Origin of the sequence: Nocardia sp. NPDC051929, assembly GCF_044548645.1 — a bacterium.
GTDB lineage: Bacteria > Actinomycetota > Actinomycetes > Mycobacteriales > Mycobacteriaceae > Nocardia > Nocardia sichangensis.
Map to the genome: position 1 here is coordinate 64,850 of NZ_JBIUCG010000019.1, position 19,189 is coordinate 84,038.

Here is a 19,189-nt window from a genome sequence, read left to right on the forward strand (position 1 = left end):
CGCGGGATTACCGCCGATCGAAGGTACTAGGCGCGACCGGGCGCGGCGGCTCCGTGCCGCAGTCGCCCCGTGGCGGATCAGTCGAGGTTCAGCAGCATTCCGGTTTCCGGGTCGTACCAACGGCACGCTTCGGGTGGCAGGTAGAGATCGGAGGGGTCGCCCTCGGCCGCACGGAAGCTCGGCGGCGCTTGGACTTTCACGGTCTGACCGCCGACGCGGGTGGTGAGCAGGGTCGAGGAGCCCAGTGGCTCCAGCACTTCGAGTTCACCACGCACCGTCGCGTCCGCGGGGCCTTCGCGCACCACGATGGCCTCGGGGCGGATACCGAGCCGGAGGGCGCCGCCCTCGAACGACGACAGCGCCGCGGGCACGGCGAGCGATTGCCCGCCCAGGTCGATCCGCGGCCCGTCCTCCGCCGCGGAGACCACGCCGGTGAGGAAGTTCATCGGCGGGCTGCCGAGGAAACCGCCGACGAATTCCGTCGCCGGGTCGTCGTAGACCTCGGTCGGTGGGCCGCACTGGACGATCGATCCGTCTCGCATCACGGCGACACGGTTGCCCAGCGACAGCGCCTCGACCTGGTCATGGGTGACGTAGACGGTCGTGGTGCCGAGTTCCGCGACGAGTCGTTTCAGCTCGGCTCGGAACGACAGCCGCAGCAGCGCGTCCAGGTTGGACAGCGGCTCGTCCATGAGCAGCACGTCGGCGTCCATCACGATGGCCCGCGCCACCGCGACACGCTGGCGCTGCCCGCCGGACAGCCGCGCCGGGTAGCGGTCCAGGTACGGGGTGAGTTGCAGCAGTTCGGCGGCCCAGGCGACTTTGCGGCGGATCTCCTCGGCGGGCACACCGTGCACGCGCAGGCCGAAGCCGATATTGTCGGCGACCTTCTTGTTGGGGAAGACCGCGTAGGACTGGAAGACCATCGACAGGTTGCGCCGCCGCGGTTCGAGGTAGGTGACGTCCTTGCCGCCGATCACGATCTGCCCCGAGTCCGGCAGCTCCAACCCGGCGATCATGCGCAGCAAGGTCGTCTTGCCGCAGCCGGAAGGCCCCAACAGCACCATGAACTCGCCGTCGGCGATCTCCAGCGAGACCTCGTCGGTAGCACGCGCCGTGCCGCCGGGATAGGTCTTCACCAGATCCCGGACAATCACCTCGGCCATCAGCGAACCCCTGTCATCTGAGCGTCGTCCCCCACATGTTCACCAGGTAGCGCCGCATCACGAAGATGAACACCAGCGCCGGGATGATCAGCGCGAAGCCACCGGCGAAGCGGTAGGCGGTCGACGCCTCACCCAGCGCCGTGAGCACCTGCGCGGGCAGCGTGCGGTGCCCGAGCGTCACGATCGTCGCGCCGAGGATCTCGTTCCACGACAGGACGAATGTGAAGATCGATGACGCCGCCAGACCCGGCAGCGCGAGCGGCACCACGACCCGGCGCGCGGCCTGCCATCGACTGCACCCGAAGACCCGGGCCGCCTCCTCCAGATCCGGCGGCACCGCGACGAAGATGCTCGCCGTGATGAGCACGGTGGTCGGCAATGCGAGCGTGGTGTGCACCAATGTCACGGCGAACACCGTGTCGTACACATCGATCCGCAGGAACACCGTGGCCAGCGGCACCGAGAGCACCACGATCGGCAGCGCGCGCACGAAGAGAATGAAGACCTGGTAGGTGTCTTTGCCGCGAAAAGCATGACGGGCCAGCGCGTATCCCGCGGGCGCCCCGATCACCAGCGACCAGAACACCGTGTAGAGGCCGACCAGCACCGAGTTGCCCAGTGCGGCAAGGGTCCCGGTCGCGCGGAAGAACGAGACCAGGGTCTCGGTGGAGAACTCCTTCGGGACGAGCGACTTCGGGAACTCGTTGAGCGCCTCGCGGGAGGACAACGCGGCGAGTCCGATGAGCACGATCGGCAGCGCCATGAACAGGCTTACAGCAGTGCAGGCCGCCTGCACCCCCACCGCGCGCAGGCGGCGCCTGCGCAGGGGTGCGCGGTCGATCGGTGGCAGCACGCGCCGCGACGGCGCCTCGGCCGAGTTCATCGCGCTCCTCGCCTCCCTCGGCCCTCTGCCGCATGATCACGACTCATCGGGCCTGCTCCGGCTGCCGGACCGCACGCAGGTAGAACACCGCGGTAGCGAGCGAGATCGCAAGCACGATCAGCGAGACAGCGCTGGCGACCGCGGGATTCTGCAGATTCGCGTACCACTCGTAGGTCTCGCCGACCAGCAGCGGAAAGTCCCGGCCGGTCAATGCCTGCGCCACGGCGAAAGCCTGCAGCGCGAGGATGGTCCGCAAGATCAGCGCCACTTGCAAGCTCGGACCCAGCAGCGGCAGCGTCACATGCCGCAGCCGCTGCCACAGGTTCGCTCCGAACACCTGCGCGGCCTCGTCGTAGTCGCGCGGGATCATCTGCACGCCCGCCACCACGATGACGAACACCAGTGACGTCGCGCGCCAGATCTCGGCGACCACCACGGCGAGCAGCATGGTGCCCGCGTTCCGGTAGCCGAGCCACTGCACGCCGTCGTCGGAGAGCCCGATGCCGACCAGCAGCGAGTTCAGGTAGCCGCGGTTGTCGAAGATGGACAGCCATACCAGGCCCGCGGCCAGTTCGGAGATCGCCAGCGGCAGGCACCACAGGTAGAAGTGGCCGCCGGCGAACCGCGGCCGGGCCTGCATGAGCAGCGCCATGGCGACGGCGAGCACCAGTTGGACCGGCACGACGATCGCGATCAGCAGGAGGGTGTTGCGCAGCGCGGGGAGGACGTAGGGATCGTCGAACAGCCGGTCCCAGTTGGCGAGGGTGAATCCGTCGCCGCCACGGAACGCCTCGAGCACGGCCTGCACGAGCGGCCAGCCGAACAGGGCCGACATCAGGACGATCGACGGCAGCAGCAGGATCCACGGGGAGCGTAGACGCGACATCATGGCTCATCCCACCCGGCAGAGCTGTGCGGCCGGGTCGGGCGCCCAGCACGGCACTTTCAGCTCGTCGAGGATGCCTTGCAGCACCCGGGCCTGCTGATCCAGCGTGGAGCGGATATCCGCCCCGTCGAGCACGATCGAACGGAAGCTGTCTTTGAAGACCTTGCTCACCTCTCCTTCACGCTGGCCCAGACCCACCGGCGGCAACGAGAGAATGGCGCCGGGCGCCTCCTGCTGCTTGCGCACCGCGTCGGCCTCGAGCTGGACAGCCGGTGGCAGATCGGCGGGGATCGCCGTGTCGACCGCCGGGAAGAAGCCGTTGGAACGAAGCAGCCGCAGTTGGGTTTCCGGGCGGGTGAGCGTGCTGATCGTCCGCTGCGCGAATTCGGGGTCCGTACTGCCCTTGGGGATCGCGAGCCCGGCGATCACGGCCATATAGCCGAGGCCGTGTGCGCCCCGCGGCGCCGGAAGCATCCGCCAGTCGCGCGGGTCGCGCTCGGGCGCGTGGACCAAGCGCACGACGTGGTCCCACGCCATCCGCGCCTCGCCGCTGTCGAGCGGCTCCTGCATGAAGTCGAAATTCGTGCTCGACTGGACGCAGTTGGCCCACAGCTCACGCAGGTACTGCCAGGCCGTCACGGCCTCGTTCGAGCGGAACGTGGTGATCTGGCCGCCGGTGAACGAGGGCAGCAGGAAGCCCTGGACGAACCGGTGCAGCAGGCCCTTGGGGCCCGCGGGCAGGCCGAGCACGGGGCGATTGCCATTGGCGCGGCGCGCGGCGACGGCCCAGTCGAGGAACTGGTCGTAGGTCAGCGACGCGGCATCGACTCCGGGCGGCAGGTGTTCGAGCGCGTCCGCGTGCGCGGCGAGGACGTAACTCGCCGTGGCCCATGGGATGTACCACGTACGGTCGGTGCCGACCTTCGCGAGTTTCAGGTATTCCGCCGACCAGCCGCGGGCGCCGAAGTCGGCGAGCAAACCGGTGAGGTCTTCCAGGTAGCCGTCGGCGAGCGGGGCGAGGTCGCCGTGCAGACCGCCGAGCAGACCGATCTTGGTCGCGCCGGCGTCGACCTGGCTGCGCACCTGGCTCGCGAACGGGCTCTCCTCGATGGTCACATAGCCGACGCCGGGCGCGGCGGCGGCCAGCAGGGTACGGAAACGCTCGGCCTCGTCGGCGGGACGGAACTGGGTGGACAGGAAGATCATGCCGCCGTTGCCGCTGGTCGCGAATCCGGTACAGGCCGCGGCGGACAGGGCCGCCGCGCCGGAGCCCACCGCGCGCAGGAAGGATCTGCGCGTCGAACCGGATACCAGCATGCATGGCTCCTGTTAGGGCACAACGGGTTTCAGACTTTTGTCAGGTTGGTTAACATAAGTGCGCTGAGAGATATTGTCAATATGCCCGCGACACCCTCCAGCCCCACTTCGCCAGGACATGTGCTCGCCCTGCTGCGCGCCACGGGGCCGCTGACCCGGCTCGAGCTGCAGGAACTCGCGGGGTTGTCGCGGGTGACGCTGACCGAGCGGCTGGAGGCGCTGCGTGGTCTCGGGCTCGTCCGCCACGCGGGGCACAAGGAATCGAGCGGAGGACGACGCGCCGAAATGCTCGAGGTCGACGACACCGGAAGCACCGCGCTCGTCGCCGATCTCGGACAGAGCCATGCCACGCTGGCCGTGGTCGACCTGCGCGGGACGGTGTTCGCGAGAGAACACCGGCGGTTGCCCCTGCGGCACAGTCCGACCGAGGTCGTGCCGATGCTGCTCGACACGGGAAGGAAGCTGTTGCGGCGGACCGGGCGAGCCGAAACCTTGTGCGCGATCGGCCTGTCGGTGCCGGGCCAGATCGACCACGACAGCGGAGTGACCGTCGCGCCGCCGACCATGCCGGACTGGAACGGCGCTGCGCTGCGCGAACCTTTCGCCGACGCGCTCGGTGTCCCGGTGCTGCTGGAGAACGACGCGAATGCGCTGGCATTCGGCGACTTCCGGGCGCTGGACCGTCCGGCCGCGACCCTTGTCGGTGTGAAGGTGGGGACCGGAATCGGTGCGGGCGTGGTGATCTCCGGGCGCGTGCACCGTGGCGTGAGCGGCTCGGCGGGCGAGATCGGGCACCTGCGGATCGAGGGCAGTCGGCAGCTCTGCAGCTGCGGCCGCCGTGGGTGTGTGGCGGCGGGCGCGGGCGGGCAGGCGCTGGCCCGGGAACTGGGCGTACGCACGACGGCCGACGTGGTCCGGCTGGTCGGCCACGGCAGCCCCGAGGCGATTCGCTCGACCGAGCGGGCCGGGCGCCTGGTCGGTACCGTGCTCGCGACGATGGTGTCGATCGTGAATCCGGCCCATGTCCGCGTCGGCGGGGCGATCGGGGTGCTGCCGCCGTTTCTCGAGGGGGTGCGGCGCGGCGTCGAGTCGAACGCGCACCCGAGCGCGTTGCGCGATCTCGACCTCGGCCCCTCGCGGCTGGGTGAGAACGGCGCGTTCGTGGGGCTGGCGGGTCTGGTCGCGGACGAGATGTTGTCCCCGGCGACCGTGGACGCGATGGTCGCCGCGCGACAGGAGGTGTGATCCGCTGCGGGCCTTCCCGGCGTATGCGCTCGGCACGGCGGGTAGCGAAGCCGTGCCCGGCGCTTGGTTCGCGGTGGCGGCGAAGGCGGTCGAGTAGGAGATTGCCGGGTTGTCGCCCTCAGAACACCCGGTTGTCCGTATCGGGCCGTACATCGCAGATGGCATGCCGCGCCAGCCATTGCGGAGGTGGGTAGCTACCGTTAGGTTCATCCCATGAGTTCCACCTTTCCGCATTTGCTGTCGCCGATCGAGCTGGGGAGGGTGAAACTCCGCAACCGAGTTGTCATGGGCTCCATGCACACCGGGCTGGAAGATCGGGCCTGGCACATCGACCGGCTGGCCGCGTTCTTCGCCGAACGCGCACGCGGCGGCGTGGGGCTGATCGTCACCGGCGGCTACTCCCCCAGCCGCGACGGATGGCTGTGGCCGTTCGCGTGCGCGATGCTGGACGAGACCGACGCCGAGCGGCACCGCGTGATCACCGACGCCGTTCACGAAGCGGGAGGCAAGATCGCGCTGCAGATCCTGCACGGTGGGCGCGATTCGAACATCCCCACCAATCTGGCGCCCTCGGCGGTGGCGTCGCCGCTCACCGCGTTCGAACCGCGGGCGTTCACCGAGCAGGAGATCGAGACCACGATCGCCGATCACGTGCGCTGCGCGCGGTTGGCGCGGCTGGCCGGATACGACGGCGTCGAGATCATGGGCGGCGAAGGCTTTCTGATCAACCAGTTCCTCGCGCCGCGCACCAACACCCGGACCGATCGCTGGGGCGGATCGGCGGCGAACCGGCGGCGATTCCCGGTCGAGGTCGCCGCACGGACCAGGGCCGCCGTCGGCGACGACCTGCTCATCATGTTCCGGATGTCGCTGGCCGAATTCGTCGAGGACGGGCAGACCTACGCCGAGATCATCGACCTGGCGAAGGAACTCGAAGCCGCCGGAGTCGACGTCATCAACACCGATATCGGCTGGCACGAGTCGCGGGTGCCGACGATCGTCACCTCGGTGCCACGTGCCGCGTTCGTCGGATACACCGCGGCGCTCAAGGAACATGTCTCGATTCCGGTGTGCGCGTCGAACCGGATCAACATGCCCGAGGTCGCCGAGCAGATCCTGGAGCGCGGCGAGGCGGACCTCATCTCGCTGGCCCGCCCGCTGCTGGCCGATCCGGAATGGGTGAACAAGGCCGCCGGATCGCGGGTGGACGAGATCAACACCTGCATCGCATGCAACCAGGCCTGCCTGGACCACACCTTCACCCGGCAGACCGTGTCCTGCCTGGTGAATCCCCGCGCGTGCCACGAGACGCTGCTGCAACTGCTGCCCACCAGGCGGGCCAAGCGCGTCGCCGTCGTCGGCGCCGGTCCCGCCGGGTTGTCGGCCGCGATCGGCCTGGCCGAGCGCGGGCATCAGGTGGAACTGTTCGAAGCCGAGGACCGGATCGGCGGACAATTCGACCTCGCCCGCCGCATCCCCGGCAAGGAGGAGTTCGACGAGACGATCCGGTATTACCGGCGCAAACTCGAACTCACCGGCGTCACCGTGCATCTGAATGCCCGGGCCACCGCCGAACAACTCGCCGCGGGTGGCTGGGACGAGGTGGTGCTGGCCACGGGCGTGCGTCCTCGAATTCCCGCGATCCCCGGCATCGATCACCCCATGGTGCTGTCCTATCCGGAACTGATCCGGCAGGAGAAGCCCGTGGGCAACCGGGTGGCCGTCGTCGGTGCGGGCGGAATCGGGTTCGACGTCGGCGAATTCTTGACCGCGGTCCACCAAGGCCCCCTCGCGCTCGACGAATGGCGCGACGAGTGGGGTGTCACCGACGACATCCACGCTCGCGGCCAGTTGCGAACCCCTCGGCCTGCCAGGGCGACCCGGGAAGTGACCCTGCTGCAACGCAAGTCGGGGCCGTTCGGACTGACCTTGGGTAAGACGACCGGCTGGATCCACCGCGCCGCGCTGGACGCGCGCGGAGTCCAGCAGATCGGCGGGGTCAACTACGAACGGATCGACGATCGCGGACTGCACGTCAGCTTCGGTCCGCAGCGGCAGGCGCCGCGCGTGATCGAAGTGGACAACGTGGTGGTGTGCGCGGGCCAGGAATCGGTGCGCGACCTGCACGACCAGCTCGAATCGCGTGGCGTGCGGGTGCATCTCATCGGCGGCGCCGACGAGGCGAAGGAGCTCGACGCCAAGCGCGCCATCCAGCAGGGCACCCAGCTCGCGGCCGAACTCTGATCCCGGACGGCCCGGGGACCTGGTCCCCGGGCCGCCGGAATTCACCCGTTGCCGCCGCCCATCCGGACGAACGTGGCGGTCGCGGTCGCGTAGACCTTCCCCGCGGCATCGACGAGACGGCTCTCGGCGGTGGCCGTCGTCCGGCCGACGTGCACCGCCTCCGCGACCGCCTCCAGCGCCCCCTGGGTGTGCGAGACCCCGCGCACCAGATTGGACGTCATGCTCACCGTCGTGAGCATGGACTTGTCCTGCACCGACAGTTGCACCGCACCCCACATCGCGACGTCGAGCACCGTACCGACCACGCCGCCACCGACCACACCGAGGAAGTTCACATGCCGCTCGTCCGGGGTGAGGCGCAGCGTCATCCGCCCCGGCGCGGCGTCGACGACCTCGATGTTGAGTAGTTTGGCCAGTGGCGGCAGCGGCAGTTCGCCGGTACGGATGCGCTCGACGAGTTCGTCCCTGGTGAGCTGGATCATGCCCAGCACGGCGATGCCGGGGTCGTCCCACTCCAGGTGCAGCGAGCGCACGCCATCGGTCACTTCGATCGCCGACACGTCGTCGGATGTCATAGCCTTCCTCTACTTTCCGCTGATCTGCTGGTCGATGAGAGCGAACAGTTCGTCCGCCGTGGCGGCCGCCTCGACGGCGTCGCGGCCCTGATCGGCGACCGGCGCGGGCTCGGGCGCGGGTTCGTCGATGGCGTCGGTCAGCGTCGCGCGGATCCGCTCGGCCAGCCGCGCCTTGTCCTCCTGCGACGGCAGGGTCGCCAGCAGCGCGGCGAGCGCGGCGATCTGGTCATCGATCGCCGAGGTGGTCGCGGTCGCTTCCCATTGCGACCGCAGCAGTTTCGCCACCGCGCTCGCCGTCGGGTAGTTGAACACCAGCGTCGAGGGCAGTCGCGTGCCCGTGCCCTCCGACAGCCGGTTGCGCAGCTCGACGCCGCCGAGTGAATCGAAACCCATCTCGTTGAACGGAGTTTCGGGATCGATCGCCGCCGCGGACTGGTATCCCAGCACCGCCGCGGCGTGTTCGCGGACGAATCCGAGCACCAGCGCGTCGCGTTCGTCCTCCGGCGCGGTGGCGAGCAGGTCGGCCAGCAGTCCGCCGGTGGCGGTTGCGCTGGATACCCGGCGGGCGCGGCCGGCGACCAAGCCGCCCAGCACTTCGGGCAGCAGCCCCGCGCGTGCCTGCGCGGCCAGGGCGGACTTGTCGAACTCGACGCAAGCGACCATGGCCGCATCCGTGGCGAGCGCCGCGTCGAACAGCGCCGTACCGTCGGAGTCACCGAGGATCCGCAGACCCATACGTTCCAGCCGCGCCAGCGCGGCCCGGTCCATTTCGGCGGTCATGCCCGTGTCCTGGTTCCACAAACCCCAGGCGACCGACAAGGCGGGCAGCCCCTGCGCTCGCCGGGCCTGCGCGAGCCCGTCGAGGAACGCGTTCGCGGCCGCGTAGTTGCCCTGTCCGGGCGAACCGAGAATCGCCGCGGCCGAGGAGAACACGACGAACGCCGACAGGTCGTGGCCCCGGGTGAGCTCGTCCAGGTGCAGCGCGCCGTCGACCTTGGGCGCGAGTACACGATCGATCCGCTGAGCGGTCAGCGTCTCGATGGTGGCGTCGTCGATCAGGCCCGCGGAGTGGATCACCGCCGACAGCGGGTGCTCGGTCCCGATCGACTCGACCACGGTGGCCAAGGCCGCGCGATCGGCCACGTCGCACGCGGCGACCCGGGTGCGCGCACCGAGCCGTTCCAGCTCGGCGATCAGTTCCGCGACACCGTCGGCCGCCGCGCCGCGCCGCGACACCAGCAGCAGATGCCGGACACCGTGTGCGGTGACCAGGTGCCGCGCGATCACCGCGCCCAATCCGCTGGTTCCGCCCGTGATCAGCACCGTGCCATCGCCGAAAGCGCTCGTGCTGCGGATGTTTCCGGGTTCTTCGGTAGGTACGTCGCCATAGGCCAGGCGCGGGAGGTAGATCTCGCCCGTGCGGACCGCCACTTGGGCGTGCCCCGATTCGAGCACGCCGAGCACCGTCGCGGCGTCCAGGTCTCCGTCGTGGTCCAGCAGCACGATACGACCCGGTTGTTCCGACTGTGCGCTGCGGACCAAACCGGTGACGGCGGCGGCGGCCAGATCGACCGGTTCTCCGTTCAGGCCCGTCGCGCGGCGGGTCGCCACCACGAGGCGTGTGTCCGCCAGCCGCTCGAGCGACAACCAGGAGCGCAGCAGCTCCCAGGCGGTGCGGGTCGCCTCCTGCACCGTCCCGGGCTCGACCGGGTCAGCGGTGGCCGCAGGTCCCTCCGGGAGCGACCAGACGACGATATCCGGAACCTGTTCGGCCGCAGCGACTTCCGACGCGTCGAGGTAGTGACGGTCGACACCGGACACTCGTGCCTGCCCCATCGTCGCCACACGGTCGGGCACCGCCCGCAGCGCGGGTAGCTCCGCGCGCGTCCAGCTCAGGGTCAGGGGTGCCGTACGGCGTCCCGCATGCGCCGCGCCCAGCGCGTCGGCCGCGATCGGACGTGCGGAGACCGCATCGATGCGCGCGACGAGCGAGCCGGTGTCGTCCGCGATGTCGATCGTGACCTGTCCCTCGGCATCCCGGACGACGCGAACGCGCGCCGCGGTGACACCGGAGCGCCACAAGCGCACACCGGTGAAGGAGAAGGGCAACGGCACCTGCCCGGCGGGCAGGTCGCCGATCAGCTCGCCGAGCGCCGCGTGCAGGCATGCGTCCAGCAGCGCCGGATGGATGCCGAACGGAGCCGCCGCGACGCCCACGGATTCGTCGAGGGACACCTCGGCGAAGGTCTGCTCGCCGCGCGTCCACAACGCGGTGACGCCCTGGAAACCGGGACCGTAGTCGAAGCCGCGCTCCGCCAGCCGGTCGTAGAGCGACCCGTCCGACGGCTCCGCGCCGGACGGCGGCCACACCGGTTCGCTCCACACCGGCGCGTGGTCGTCGTCGGCGGTGGTCAGGACGCCGCTCGCATGCCGCACCCACGGGTCCGTGCCGTCGGACTCCCGATCGGCCGCGCGGGAGTGCACGGCGAATCCGCGCCGCCCTTGCTCGTCGCGCGCCCCGACGCTCAATTGGAGCTCGATCTCGGCGGTCGCGGTGAGCGGCAACGGAGCTTGCAGCAGCAATTCGCCGACCACCCCGGCGTCCACCTGCGCGCCCGCGGCGAGCGCCATCTCCGCGAAGGCCGTCCCGGGCAGCAATACCGAGCCGAACACCGCGTGGTCGCCGATCCACGGCTGGGTGCGCGCGGAGAACCGGCCGGTGAACAACCATTCGTCCTTGCCCGCGACCGGCACCGCGCTGGTCAGCAGTGGATGGCCGAACGAGCCGGTCACGACTTCGGGAGCCGGTCGCACCCAGTACCGGCGGCGCTGGAACGCGTACGTCGGCAATTCCACCCGTGCGTCCGCTCCCGGCAGCAGCGACCGCAGCCGCACCGGTGCGCCTGCCGCGAAGGACTGGGCGAGGAGCGTGACGAACTGGGTCACCTCGTCGACCGAACGCCTGGACGAGGCCGCCACCAGTGACTTCGCCGCCACTTCCGGACGCTCGGCCAAGCATTCTCCGGTCATCGCGGTGAGCGCGGCGTCCGGTCCGACTTCGATGAAACGCCGCACCCCGGAGTCGAGGAGACTGCGCACCCCGGGCGCGAAGCGCACACAGCCGCGCACCTGCGCCACCCAGTAGCCCGGATCGCGCATTTCGTCGCCGGCCCGCGTGCCGGATACATTCGACACGATCGGCACGGTGGGCTCGCGATAGGTCAGTCCCTCCGCCACCGCGCGGAATTCGTCGAGGACGGGTTCCATCAACATCGAATGGGACGCGTGGGAGATCCGCAGCAGGGTGTGCTTCCGTCCCGCCTCGGTTAGCCGCCGCCGCATCTCGTCGACGGCATCGGCGTATCCCGAGAACACCACCGACTCCGGACCGTTCACCGCCCCGATCGCGAGCCGGTCGGCGAGACCGGTCAGCAGTTCCTCCGCTTCCGTCTCCGACACCGCGGCCGCCAGCATCGCCCCACCGGCGGGCGCCGCACCCATCAGTCGTCCCCGCGCCGCCACCAGCGCGCAGGCGTCGGTCAGCGACCAGACCCCGGACACATAGGCCGCGACGAGTTCGCCCAGCGAGTGACCCGCGAGCACGTCCGGTAGGAGACCGTACGACTCGAGCAGCCGGAACATCGCCACCTCGAAAGCGAACAGCGCGGGCTGCATCCAGTCCATCCGGTCCAGCACCCCGGCCTCGTCGGTGAACATCACCTCCCGCAGGGAACCCCCGAGGTGCCGGTCGAACTCGGCGCACACCTCGTCCAGCGCGGTCGCGAACACCGGAAACGCCTGGTACAGACCGGCACCCATGCCGACTCGCTGCGCGCCACCACCGGTGAAGAGGAAGGCCGTCGTACCCGGCACGGCCGGTGCCTCGACCGCGTGCGGCGACGTCGTTCCCGCCGCCAGCGCGGCCAGCCCGGCGAGCAGTTCCTCCCGATCGCGGCCGACGACCACGCCGCGGCGATCCAGCAGCGCACGCGAGTCGAGCAGGGCACGCGCCACCCGCCGCGGGTCGATCTCCGGCGTATCGGCCAGCCAGGAGCGCAAGCGTTCGGCCTGACCGCGCAGGGCTTCCGCGGATTTCGCGGAGACCACCAGCGGTACCACGCCGCCCGCTACCGGGCCGGAGTCCGCCGCCGGTCGCTCGGCACGCGTGGACGGTGGCGCCTCCTCGAGGATCACGTGCGCGTTCGTGCCGCTGATACCGAACGACGACACCCCCGCGCGTCGTATCCGGCTGCCCGAGGTCCACGATTCGGCGTCGGTCAGCACGCGCACCGATCCGGCCGACCAGTCCACATGCGGTGAGAGTTCCTCCGCGTGCAGGGTTCTCGGCAGCATCTCGTGGCGCAGCGCCTGCACCATTTTGATCACGCCGCCCACACCGGCCGCCGCCTGGGTGTGGCCGATATTGGATTTGAGCGAACCGACACGCAGCGGACCTTCAGGGCGGCCCTGGCCGTAGGTGGCGAGCAACGCCTGCGCCTCGATCGGGTCGCCCAGTGTCGTTCCGGTGCCGTGCGCTTCCACGGCATCCACGTCCGACGGCCCGAGCCCGGCATCGGCCAGCGCCGCCGCGATCACCCGCTCCTGCGACGGACCGTTCGGCGCGGTGAGACCGTTGCTGGCGCCGTCCTGGTTCACCGCGCTGCCGCGCACTACCGCGAGCACGTTGTGGCCGAGTCGCCGTGCGTCCGAGAGCCGTTCGACCACCAGGACGGCCGCGCCCTCCGCCCACGCCACACCGTCGGCGGCGGCCGAGAACGATTTGCACCGCCCGTCCGGCGCCAGTCCGCGCTGGCGGGAGAATTCCACGAAAACCGTGGGCGTGGCCATCACCGTCGCACCGCCCACCAGGGCGAGCGAACTCTCCCCCTGTCGCAGCGCACGGCACGCCACGTGCAGTGCCACCAGCGAGGACGAGCACGCCGTATCCACCGTCATCGCGGGGCCTTCCAGACCGAGCGAATAGGCGATGCGTCCCGAGACCACGCTGGCCGCCGAGCCGGTGCCCACGTAGCCTTCGGCCTCGGGTCCGGCCTTGCGGGTCAAGACCTCGTAGTCCTGGTACATCACCCCGGTGTAGACGCCGGTGTCGGTGCCCCGCAGCGACGTCGGATCGATGCCCGCGTGCTCGAGCGCTTCCCACGACACCTCCAGCAGCAAACGCTGCTGGGGGTCCATCGCGTTCGCCTCCCGCGGGCCGATGCCGAAGAATCCGGCGTCGAAATCGGCCGCGCCCGTCAAGAACCCGCCCTCGTTCACGTAGGAGGTTCCGGTGTGCTCGGGATCGGGATCGATCAGGCGATCGAGATCCCAGCCGCGATCGGCGGGAAACTCGGAAATGGCGTCCGTCCCCGAGGCCACCAGGTTCCACAGATCGTCCGGCGACGCGACTCCGCCGGGGTACCGGCAGGCCATGCCGACGATCGCGATCGGTTCGTCGGCTCGCGCGCGCTTCCGCGTCGGGCGGACGCCCTGCCCCGCGCCGTCGATCCGGGAACGCAGCAGCCGGGCGACCGCCGCGGACGTCGGGTGATCGAAGGCCAGCGTCGACGGCAGACGCAGACCGGTGGCCTTGGTGAGGCGGTTGCGCAGGTCCACCGCGCCCAGCGAATCGAAGCCCAGTTCGCTGAACGGCTTGTCGGCCTCGATCTGTTCGCCCGTGGCGTGTCCAAGTACCTCGGCGACCTGATGGCGCACGAAATCCAGCACGATCGCGTCGTGCCGGTCCGGTGGCGCCGACGCGAGCCGCTCGGCCAGATCGCCGCCGCCCTCGGCACGGCGCGGTACCGCTACCAGCGAACGCAGCAGCGGCGGCAGCAGATCCGCGCGGGCCTGCGCGGACAATGCCGCGGTATCGAAGTCCACGGCGGCGACCAGCGGCATCTGCGCGCCCGCCGCCCGGTCGAACAGCGCGAGCCCGTCGGACTCGGCCAAGGGGCGGAAGCCCATGCGGGACAAGCGGTCCAGGCCCGCGCGTCCCAGTTCGGCGGTCATCCCGCCGCTCTGGTTCCACGGGCCCCAGGCCACCGAGACCGCGGGCAGGCCCGCCGCGACGCGCCGCCGGGCCAGCGCGTCCAGCACCGAGTTCGCGGCGGCATAGTTGCCCTGGCCCGCCGAGCCAAGGACCGCCGCGACCGAGGAGAACAGCACGAACGCCGACAGATTCCGGTCACGGGTGAGTTCGTCCAGGTGTAGTGCGGCGTCGACCTTCGGCGCGAACACCCGCTCGATCCGGTCGGGCGTGAGTGCGTCGAGCGTCGCGTCGTCCAGGACGCCGGCGGCATGGACGACGGCGGTCAGCTCCGGACCATCGGCCAGCCGGTCGAGCAGGGCGCGCACCGCGGCGCGGTCGCCGACGTCGCAGGCCAGTACCCGCGGCCGAGCACCGAGTCCGGCCAGTTCGGCCACCAGTTCGCGCACACCGTCGGCCCGTTCGCCGCGGCGTGACACCAGAACGAGATCCCGCACACCGTGGGTCGCGACCAGGTGCCGGGCCACCAGCGCGCCCAACCCACCGGTCCCGCCGGTGATCAGCACCGTGCCTCGGCCCAGGGTGACGGCCGCGCCGGGCGCGTCGTCACGCCGGGCGAGCCGGGGCGCGACCAGCTCGCCGCCACGCGCCGCGAGCTGCGGCTCGTCGGTCGCGAGGGCCGCCGAGATCAGCTCGGGCCCGATGACCGCGTCGCTCTCGGCGTCCACCAGCACGATCCGGCCGGGATGCTCCGACTGTGCGCTGCGCAGCAGGCCCCAGAGCGCCGCGGCGGCCAGATCCGGATCCTCGGCGGGCAGTCCGGCGCCGTTACGGGTCACCGCGACCAGCCGGGTGTCGCCGGACTCGGGGAGGCGTAACCAGGACCGCACCGCCGCCAGCGCGGTGTTCACGCTCCGGCGCACCCGGTCGGCCTCGGTGCTGACGGCGTGCCCGGGACCGGACTCGGCGAACCACACCACGGCGTCGGGCTGCGCTCGGGTGTCCGCTCCCGGGGTGTCGGTATCTGCGGCCGCTACCAGCGCGGCCATATCCGAATAGTGTTCCTCGAAAGCGGATTCCGACGGTCCGCCGACCGCCGCCAGCCGCACCGCGCCGGACCCGGCGCCGGAAGCCACCGTGGCCCACCGCACGTCGTAGAGACGGTGGGGTCCGGCGGAGCGCGCGCTGCGCACCGTGTCGCTGTCGACCGGCCGCGCCCGCAGCGCATCGATCGTCAGCAGCAACGCGTCCGTATCGTCGCGGAGCTCTACCCGCGCCCCTTCGGCGCCCGTCCGCCGGATCAGCACGCGTGCCGCGCTCGCGCCACCGCGATACAACCGCACGCCGGTGAACGAGAACGGCAGCGGCGCCTGGTTGTCGGCGAAATCAGCGGACAATAGGTCGACGGCGGCGTGCAACGCGGCATCCAGCAGTGCGGGGTGCACGCCGAAGCGCGAAGCGTCCGAATCGGTCTCGCCGAGCCGCACCTCGGCCACGACGGAGTCGCCGCGGCGCACGAACCGGCGCACGCCCTGGAAGGCGGGTCCGTAGCCGAGACCGCGGGCGGCCAGTTGGTCGTAGAGCGCCGCTCCGGTGGTCGCGTCGTCGTCCTGGAACGGGTCGTCCGTATCAGCGGGCACCGCCGCGTTTCCCGTGTCGGGAGCGAGTACACCGCGGGCGTGCGTGGATCCGGCGGTCGGGTCGCCCACGGCCCGCGAAGCGATGACGAAGCGCCTGCGCCCGGCGTCGTCGGGCGATTCGACACTGATCTGGATATCTACTTCGGTTCCCTCGTCCAGCCGCAGCGGCGCCTCCAGGACCAGCTCGTCGATCGTCCCGGCATCCACTCGCGCGCAGGCTGCCAACGCGAACTCCACGAACGCGGTCCCGGGCAACAGCACCGTGCCGAACACCGTGTGATCGGCCAGCCACGGCTGCGACGCCGTGGACAGGCGACCGGTGAACAGCCACTCGTCCGTACCGGCCAGGGCCAGCGCCGCGCCGAGCATCGGATGGTCCATCGCCGTCAATCCGGCGCGGCCCACATCGCCGATGCCGTCGGTCGGCGGCAACCAGTACCGCTGACGCTGGAACGGGTAGGTCGGCAACGGGACCCGGCGCGCCGGCCGACCGGTGAACACCGGGCTCCAGTCCACGTCGGCGCCCGCGGCGTGGGCGGCGGCCAGGAACGCGGTGAACTGCCCGACCTCGTCCGCGCCGCGTCGTGCGGCGGCGACCACCGCGCAGCGGGCCTCGATATCGGGTTGTTCGGTCATGCATTCGCGGGTCATCGCGGTCAGCACCGCGTCGGGACCGATCTCCAGGAATCGTCGCACCCCGCCGGCGGCCAGCGCCTGGACTCCCGGGGCGAACCGCACGGCCGCCCGGACCTGACGGACCCAGTACTCCGGATCGGTCAGCTCGTCAGCGGCCGGTGCGCCCGAAACGTTCGAGACGATCGGGATCGTCGGCTGCCGGTAGGTCACACCGCGGGCCACGGCACGGAACTCGGCCAGCATCGGTTCCATCCGCGCCGAATGGAAGGCATGGCTCACGCGCAGCCGGTTCGTCCGACGGCCATGAGCAGCGAAGATCCGCTCGACCTCGGCGACGGCGTCGGCGTCACCGGACAACACCACGGAAGCGGGCCCGTTCACGGCGGCCACGGACACCCGGCCCGCGTACCCGTCGAGCGCGGCCGACGCCTCCGCTTCCGGCGCCGCCACGGCCAGCATCGCGCCGCCGGCGGGCAGGGCGCCCATCAACCGCCCGCGCGCCGCCACCAGCGCACACGCGTCGGGCAGCGACCACACTCCGGCGACATACGCCGCCGCGAGCTCACCGATGGAATGGCCGAGCAGCACATCCGGTGTCAGGCCGAACGATTCGGCGAGCCGGTACAGCGCCACCTCGTAGGCGAACAGCGCGGGCTGGGTGTACTCGGTCCGATCCAGCGGGCCCGGCGCGCTGTCGCCGTCCGCCGCCTCGGCGCGGAGCAGGTCCCGCAGCGAACGTCCGAGCAGCGGATCGAATTCGGCGCAGACTCGGTCCAGCTCCGCCGCGAACACCGGGAACGTCGCGTACAGTTCCCGTCCCATCCCGGCGCGCTGCGCACCCTGGCCGGTGAACAGGAACGCCGTGCGTCCCGATCCGGCGCGGTCCTCGACCACACCGGGCGCGGAACGACCCTCGGCGAGTGCCGCCAGACCGGCCAGGAGTTCGCCACGGTCGCGACCGACGACCGCTCCGCGCCACTCCAGCCGGGCACGGGAGGTGAGCAGCGAGTGCGCGATATCCCGGGCGTCCGTTTCCGGGTCGTCCGCCATCCACTGTCGCAAGCGATCCGCCTGCGCCCGCAACGCCGCACCGGAACCGGCCGACAGTAGCAACGGGATGTGCTGCGGGGCAGCGTGATTCGACCCGGTCCCCGCCGTGGTAGCGGGCTCGGGCTCCCCTTCCGCGGCGGGCTCGGCGGGCGCTTCCTCGAGGACAACGTGGGCGTTGGTGCCGCTGGCGCCGAACGACGACACGCCCGCGCGCCGGACCCTGGCACCGGCGGGCCACGGCTCGCTGTCCCGCAGCAGCCGCACGGTGCCCGCGGACCAGTCCACATGGGGGGTGGGCGCGTCGATGTGCAGGGTCTTCGGCAGCATCTCGTGCCGCATGGCCTGCACCATCTTGATCACTCCGCCGACACCGGCCGCGGCCGAGGTGTGGCCGATATTGGATTTCAGCGATCCCAGACGCAGCGGCGCGTCGGCCTGCCGGGCGCCGTAGGCCGCGATCAGTGCCCTGGCTTCGATCGGATCGCCCAGCATCGTGCCCGTGCCGTGCGCCTCCACCGCGTCGACGTCCGCGGGCTCGAGGCCCGCGTCGCGCAACGCCTGCCCGATCACGGCTTCCTGCGACCGGCCGTTCGGCGCGGTCAGTCCGTTGCTGGCGCCATCCTGGTTGATCGCGCTGCCGCGCACGACCGCCAGGACGGTGTGCCCGAGCCGCCGTGCGTCGGAGAGCCGTTCGAGCACCAGCACGCCGAGTCCCTCGGAGAAACCCGTCCCGTCGGCCGCCGCCGCGAAGGCCCGGCACCGTCCGTCGGGTGAGAGGGCGCGCTGCCGCGCGAACGCGATGAGCAGCGACGGGTCCGACATCACGGTGACGCCGCCTGCCAGGGCCAGGGTGGCGTCACCGTTGCGCAGCGCTCGGCACGCGAGATGCAGGGCGACCAGCGATGACGAGCATGCCGTATCGATCGAGACGGCAGGACCTTCCAGCCCGAGGGTGTAGGCGATCCGGCCCGACAGCACGCTGTTGGAAACACCCAGATAGGCGTGGCCTTCCGTTTCGGCCGTGATATTCGGCGAGCCGACGCGGGGCCCGTAGTTCTGGTGGGCAACCCCGGCGAACACGCCGGTGTCGCTACCGCGCAGCGAGGCCGGGTCGATCCCGGCGTCTTCCAGCGCTTCCCACGCCGCCTCTAGCATCAGGCGCTGCTGCGGGTCCATCGCGGCGGCCTCGCGCGGGCTGATGCCGAAGAAACCCGCGTCGAAATCGGCGACGGAATCGAGGAAACCGCCCTCCCGCGTGTAGACCGTGCCCGGCACGTCCGGGTCGGGATCGAACAATCGCTCCAGGTCCCAGCCACGGTCGGACGGATACACCCCGACGGCGTCCACGCCAGCGGCGGCGACGCGCCACAGGTCCTCGGGTGAACGGACGCCGCCGGGGTACCGGCAGGCCATACCGACGATGGCGATGGGCTCCCGTGTCCGATCGGTGAGTTCGCGCAGGTGTTGTTTGGTCTCGTAGAGCTCCTTCGCCGTCTTCTTGAGATAGCGGCGTAGCTCGTCGGTGTCGGCCATCGGTGGGGCTCCTGATCGTGCGAGG

The 19,189-nt window shown here is 70.8% G+C and carries 8 protein-coding genes; 2 read left to right on the plus strand and 6 right to left on the minus strand.

Translation table 11 applies throughout. From position 1 onward, the window contains the following. Positions 1–77: 77 nt before the first annotated feature. From ACIHAX_RS25640 to ACIHAX_RS25655, 4 genes are read right to left on the minus strand one after another with little or no spacing between them, the layout of a single operon-like run. Positions 78–1,166, minus strand: a complete 1,089-nt coding sequence (locus ACIHAX_RS25640) for an ABC transporter ATP-binding protein (protein ID WP_355078383.1) — start codon at positions 1,164–1,166, stop codon at positions 78–80. Positions 1,167–1,179: 13 nt separating this feature from the next. Further along, the gene (locus tag ACIHAX_RS25645; RefSeq protein WP_364438037.1) at positions 1,180–2,049 is read right to left on the minus strand and encodes a carbohydrate ABC transporter permease; all 870 of its coding nucleotides are present in this window, start codon (positions 2,047–2,049) and stop codon (positions 1,180–1,182) included. A gap of 43 nt (positions 2,050–2,092) precedes the next feature. After that, complete coding sequence (locus ACIHAX_RS25650; protein ID WP_355078385.1) at positions 2,093–2,938, minus strand: sugar ABC transporter permease; 846 nt, start codon at positions 2,936–2,938, stop codon at positions 2,093–2,095. A 3-nt stretch (positions 2,939–2,941) separates the two neighbouring features. After that, the gene (locus ACIHAX_RS25655; RefSeq protein WP_364438031.1) at positions 2,942–4,252 is read right to left on the minus strand and encodes an extracellular solute-binding protein; all 1,311 of its coding nucleotides are present in this window, start codon (positions 4,250–4,252) and stop codon (positions 2,942–2,944) included. Positions 4,253–4,333: 81 nt separating this feature from the next. On the opposite strand from ACIHAX_RS25655, the gene ACIHAX_RS25660 reads away from it, so the two are divergent. Next, complete coding sequence (locus ACIHAX_RS25660) at positions 4,334–5,497, plus strand: ROK family protein (RefSeq protein ID WP_364438028.1); 1,164 nt, start codon at positions 4,334–4,336, stop codon at positions 5,495–5,497. Positions 5,498–5,710: 213 nt separating this feature from the next. Further along, the gene (locus tag ACIHAX_RS25665) at positions 5,711–7,741 is read left to right on the plus strand and encodes an FAD-dependent oxidoreductase (protein ID WP_397280020.1); all 2,031 of its coding nucleotides are present in this window, start codon (positions 5,711–5,713) and stop codon (positions 7,739–7,741) included. A 41-nt stretch (positions 7,742–7,782) separates the two neighbouring features. On the opposite strand, the gene ACIHAX_RS25670 is transcribed toward ACIHAX_RS25665, so the two are convergent. Together ACIHAX_RS25670 and ACIHAX_RS25675 are read right to left on the minus strand one after the other, a co-directional pair. Then, positions 7,783–8,316, minus strand: coding sequence for a PaaI family thioesterase (locus ACIHAX_RS25670; RefSeq protein ID WP_364438022.1), 534 nt, complete (start codon positions 8,314–8,316; stop codon positions 7,783–7,785). 9 nt (positions 8,317–8,325) lie between these two features. Next, positions 8,326–19,164, minus strand: a complete 10,839-nt coding sequence (locus ACIHAX_RS25675; RefSeq protein WP_397280022.1) for a type I polyketide synthase — start codon at positions 19,162–19,164, stop codon at positions 8,326–8,328. Between the last annotated feature and the right edge of the window lie 25 nt (positions 19,165–19,189).

Bases quoted from the DNA above. Each gene is read 5' to 3' on its own strand.
- ACIHAX_RS25640 (WP_355078383.1), bottom strand. From the start codon at position 1,166: ATGGCCGAGGTGATTGTCCGGGATCTGGTGAAGACCTATCCCGGCGGC.
- ACIHAX_RS25645 (WP_364438037.1), bottom strand. From the start codon at position 2,049: ATGAACTCGGCCGAGGCGCCGTCGCGGCGCGTGCTGCCACCGATCGAC.
- ACIHAX_RS25650 (WP_355078385.1), bottom strand. From the start codon at position 2,938: ATGATGTCGCGTCTACGCTCCCCGTGGATCCTGCTGCTGCCGTCGATC.
- ACIHAX_RS25655 (WP_364438031.1), bottom strand. From the start codon at position 4,252: ATGCTGGTATCCGGTTCGACGCGCAGATCCTTCCTGCGCGCGGTGGGC.
- ACIHAX_RS25660 (WP_364438028.1), top strand. From the start codon at position 4,334: ATGCCCGCGACACCCTCCAGCCCCACTTCGCCAGGACATGTGCTCGCC.
- ACIHAX_RS25665 (WP_397280020.1), top strand. From the start codon at position 5,711: ATGAGTTCCACCTTTCCGCATTTGCTGTCGCCGATCGAGCTGGGGAGG.
- ACIHAX_RS25670 (WP_364438022.1), bottom strand. From the start codon at position 8,316: ATGACATCCGACGACGTGTCGGCGATCGAAGTGACCGATGGCGTGCGC.
- ACIHAX_RS25675 (WP_397280022.1), bottom strand. From the start codon at position 19,164: ATGGCCGACACCGACGAGCTACGCCGCTATCTCAAGAAGACGGCGAAG.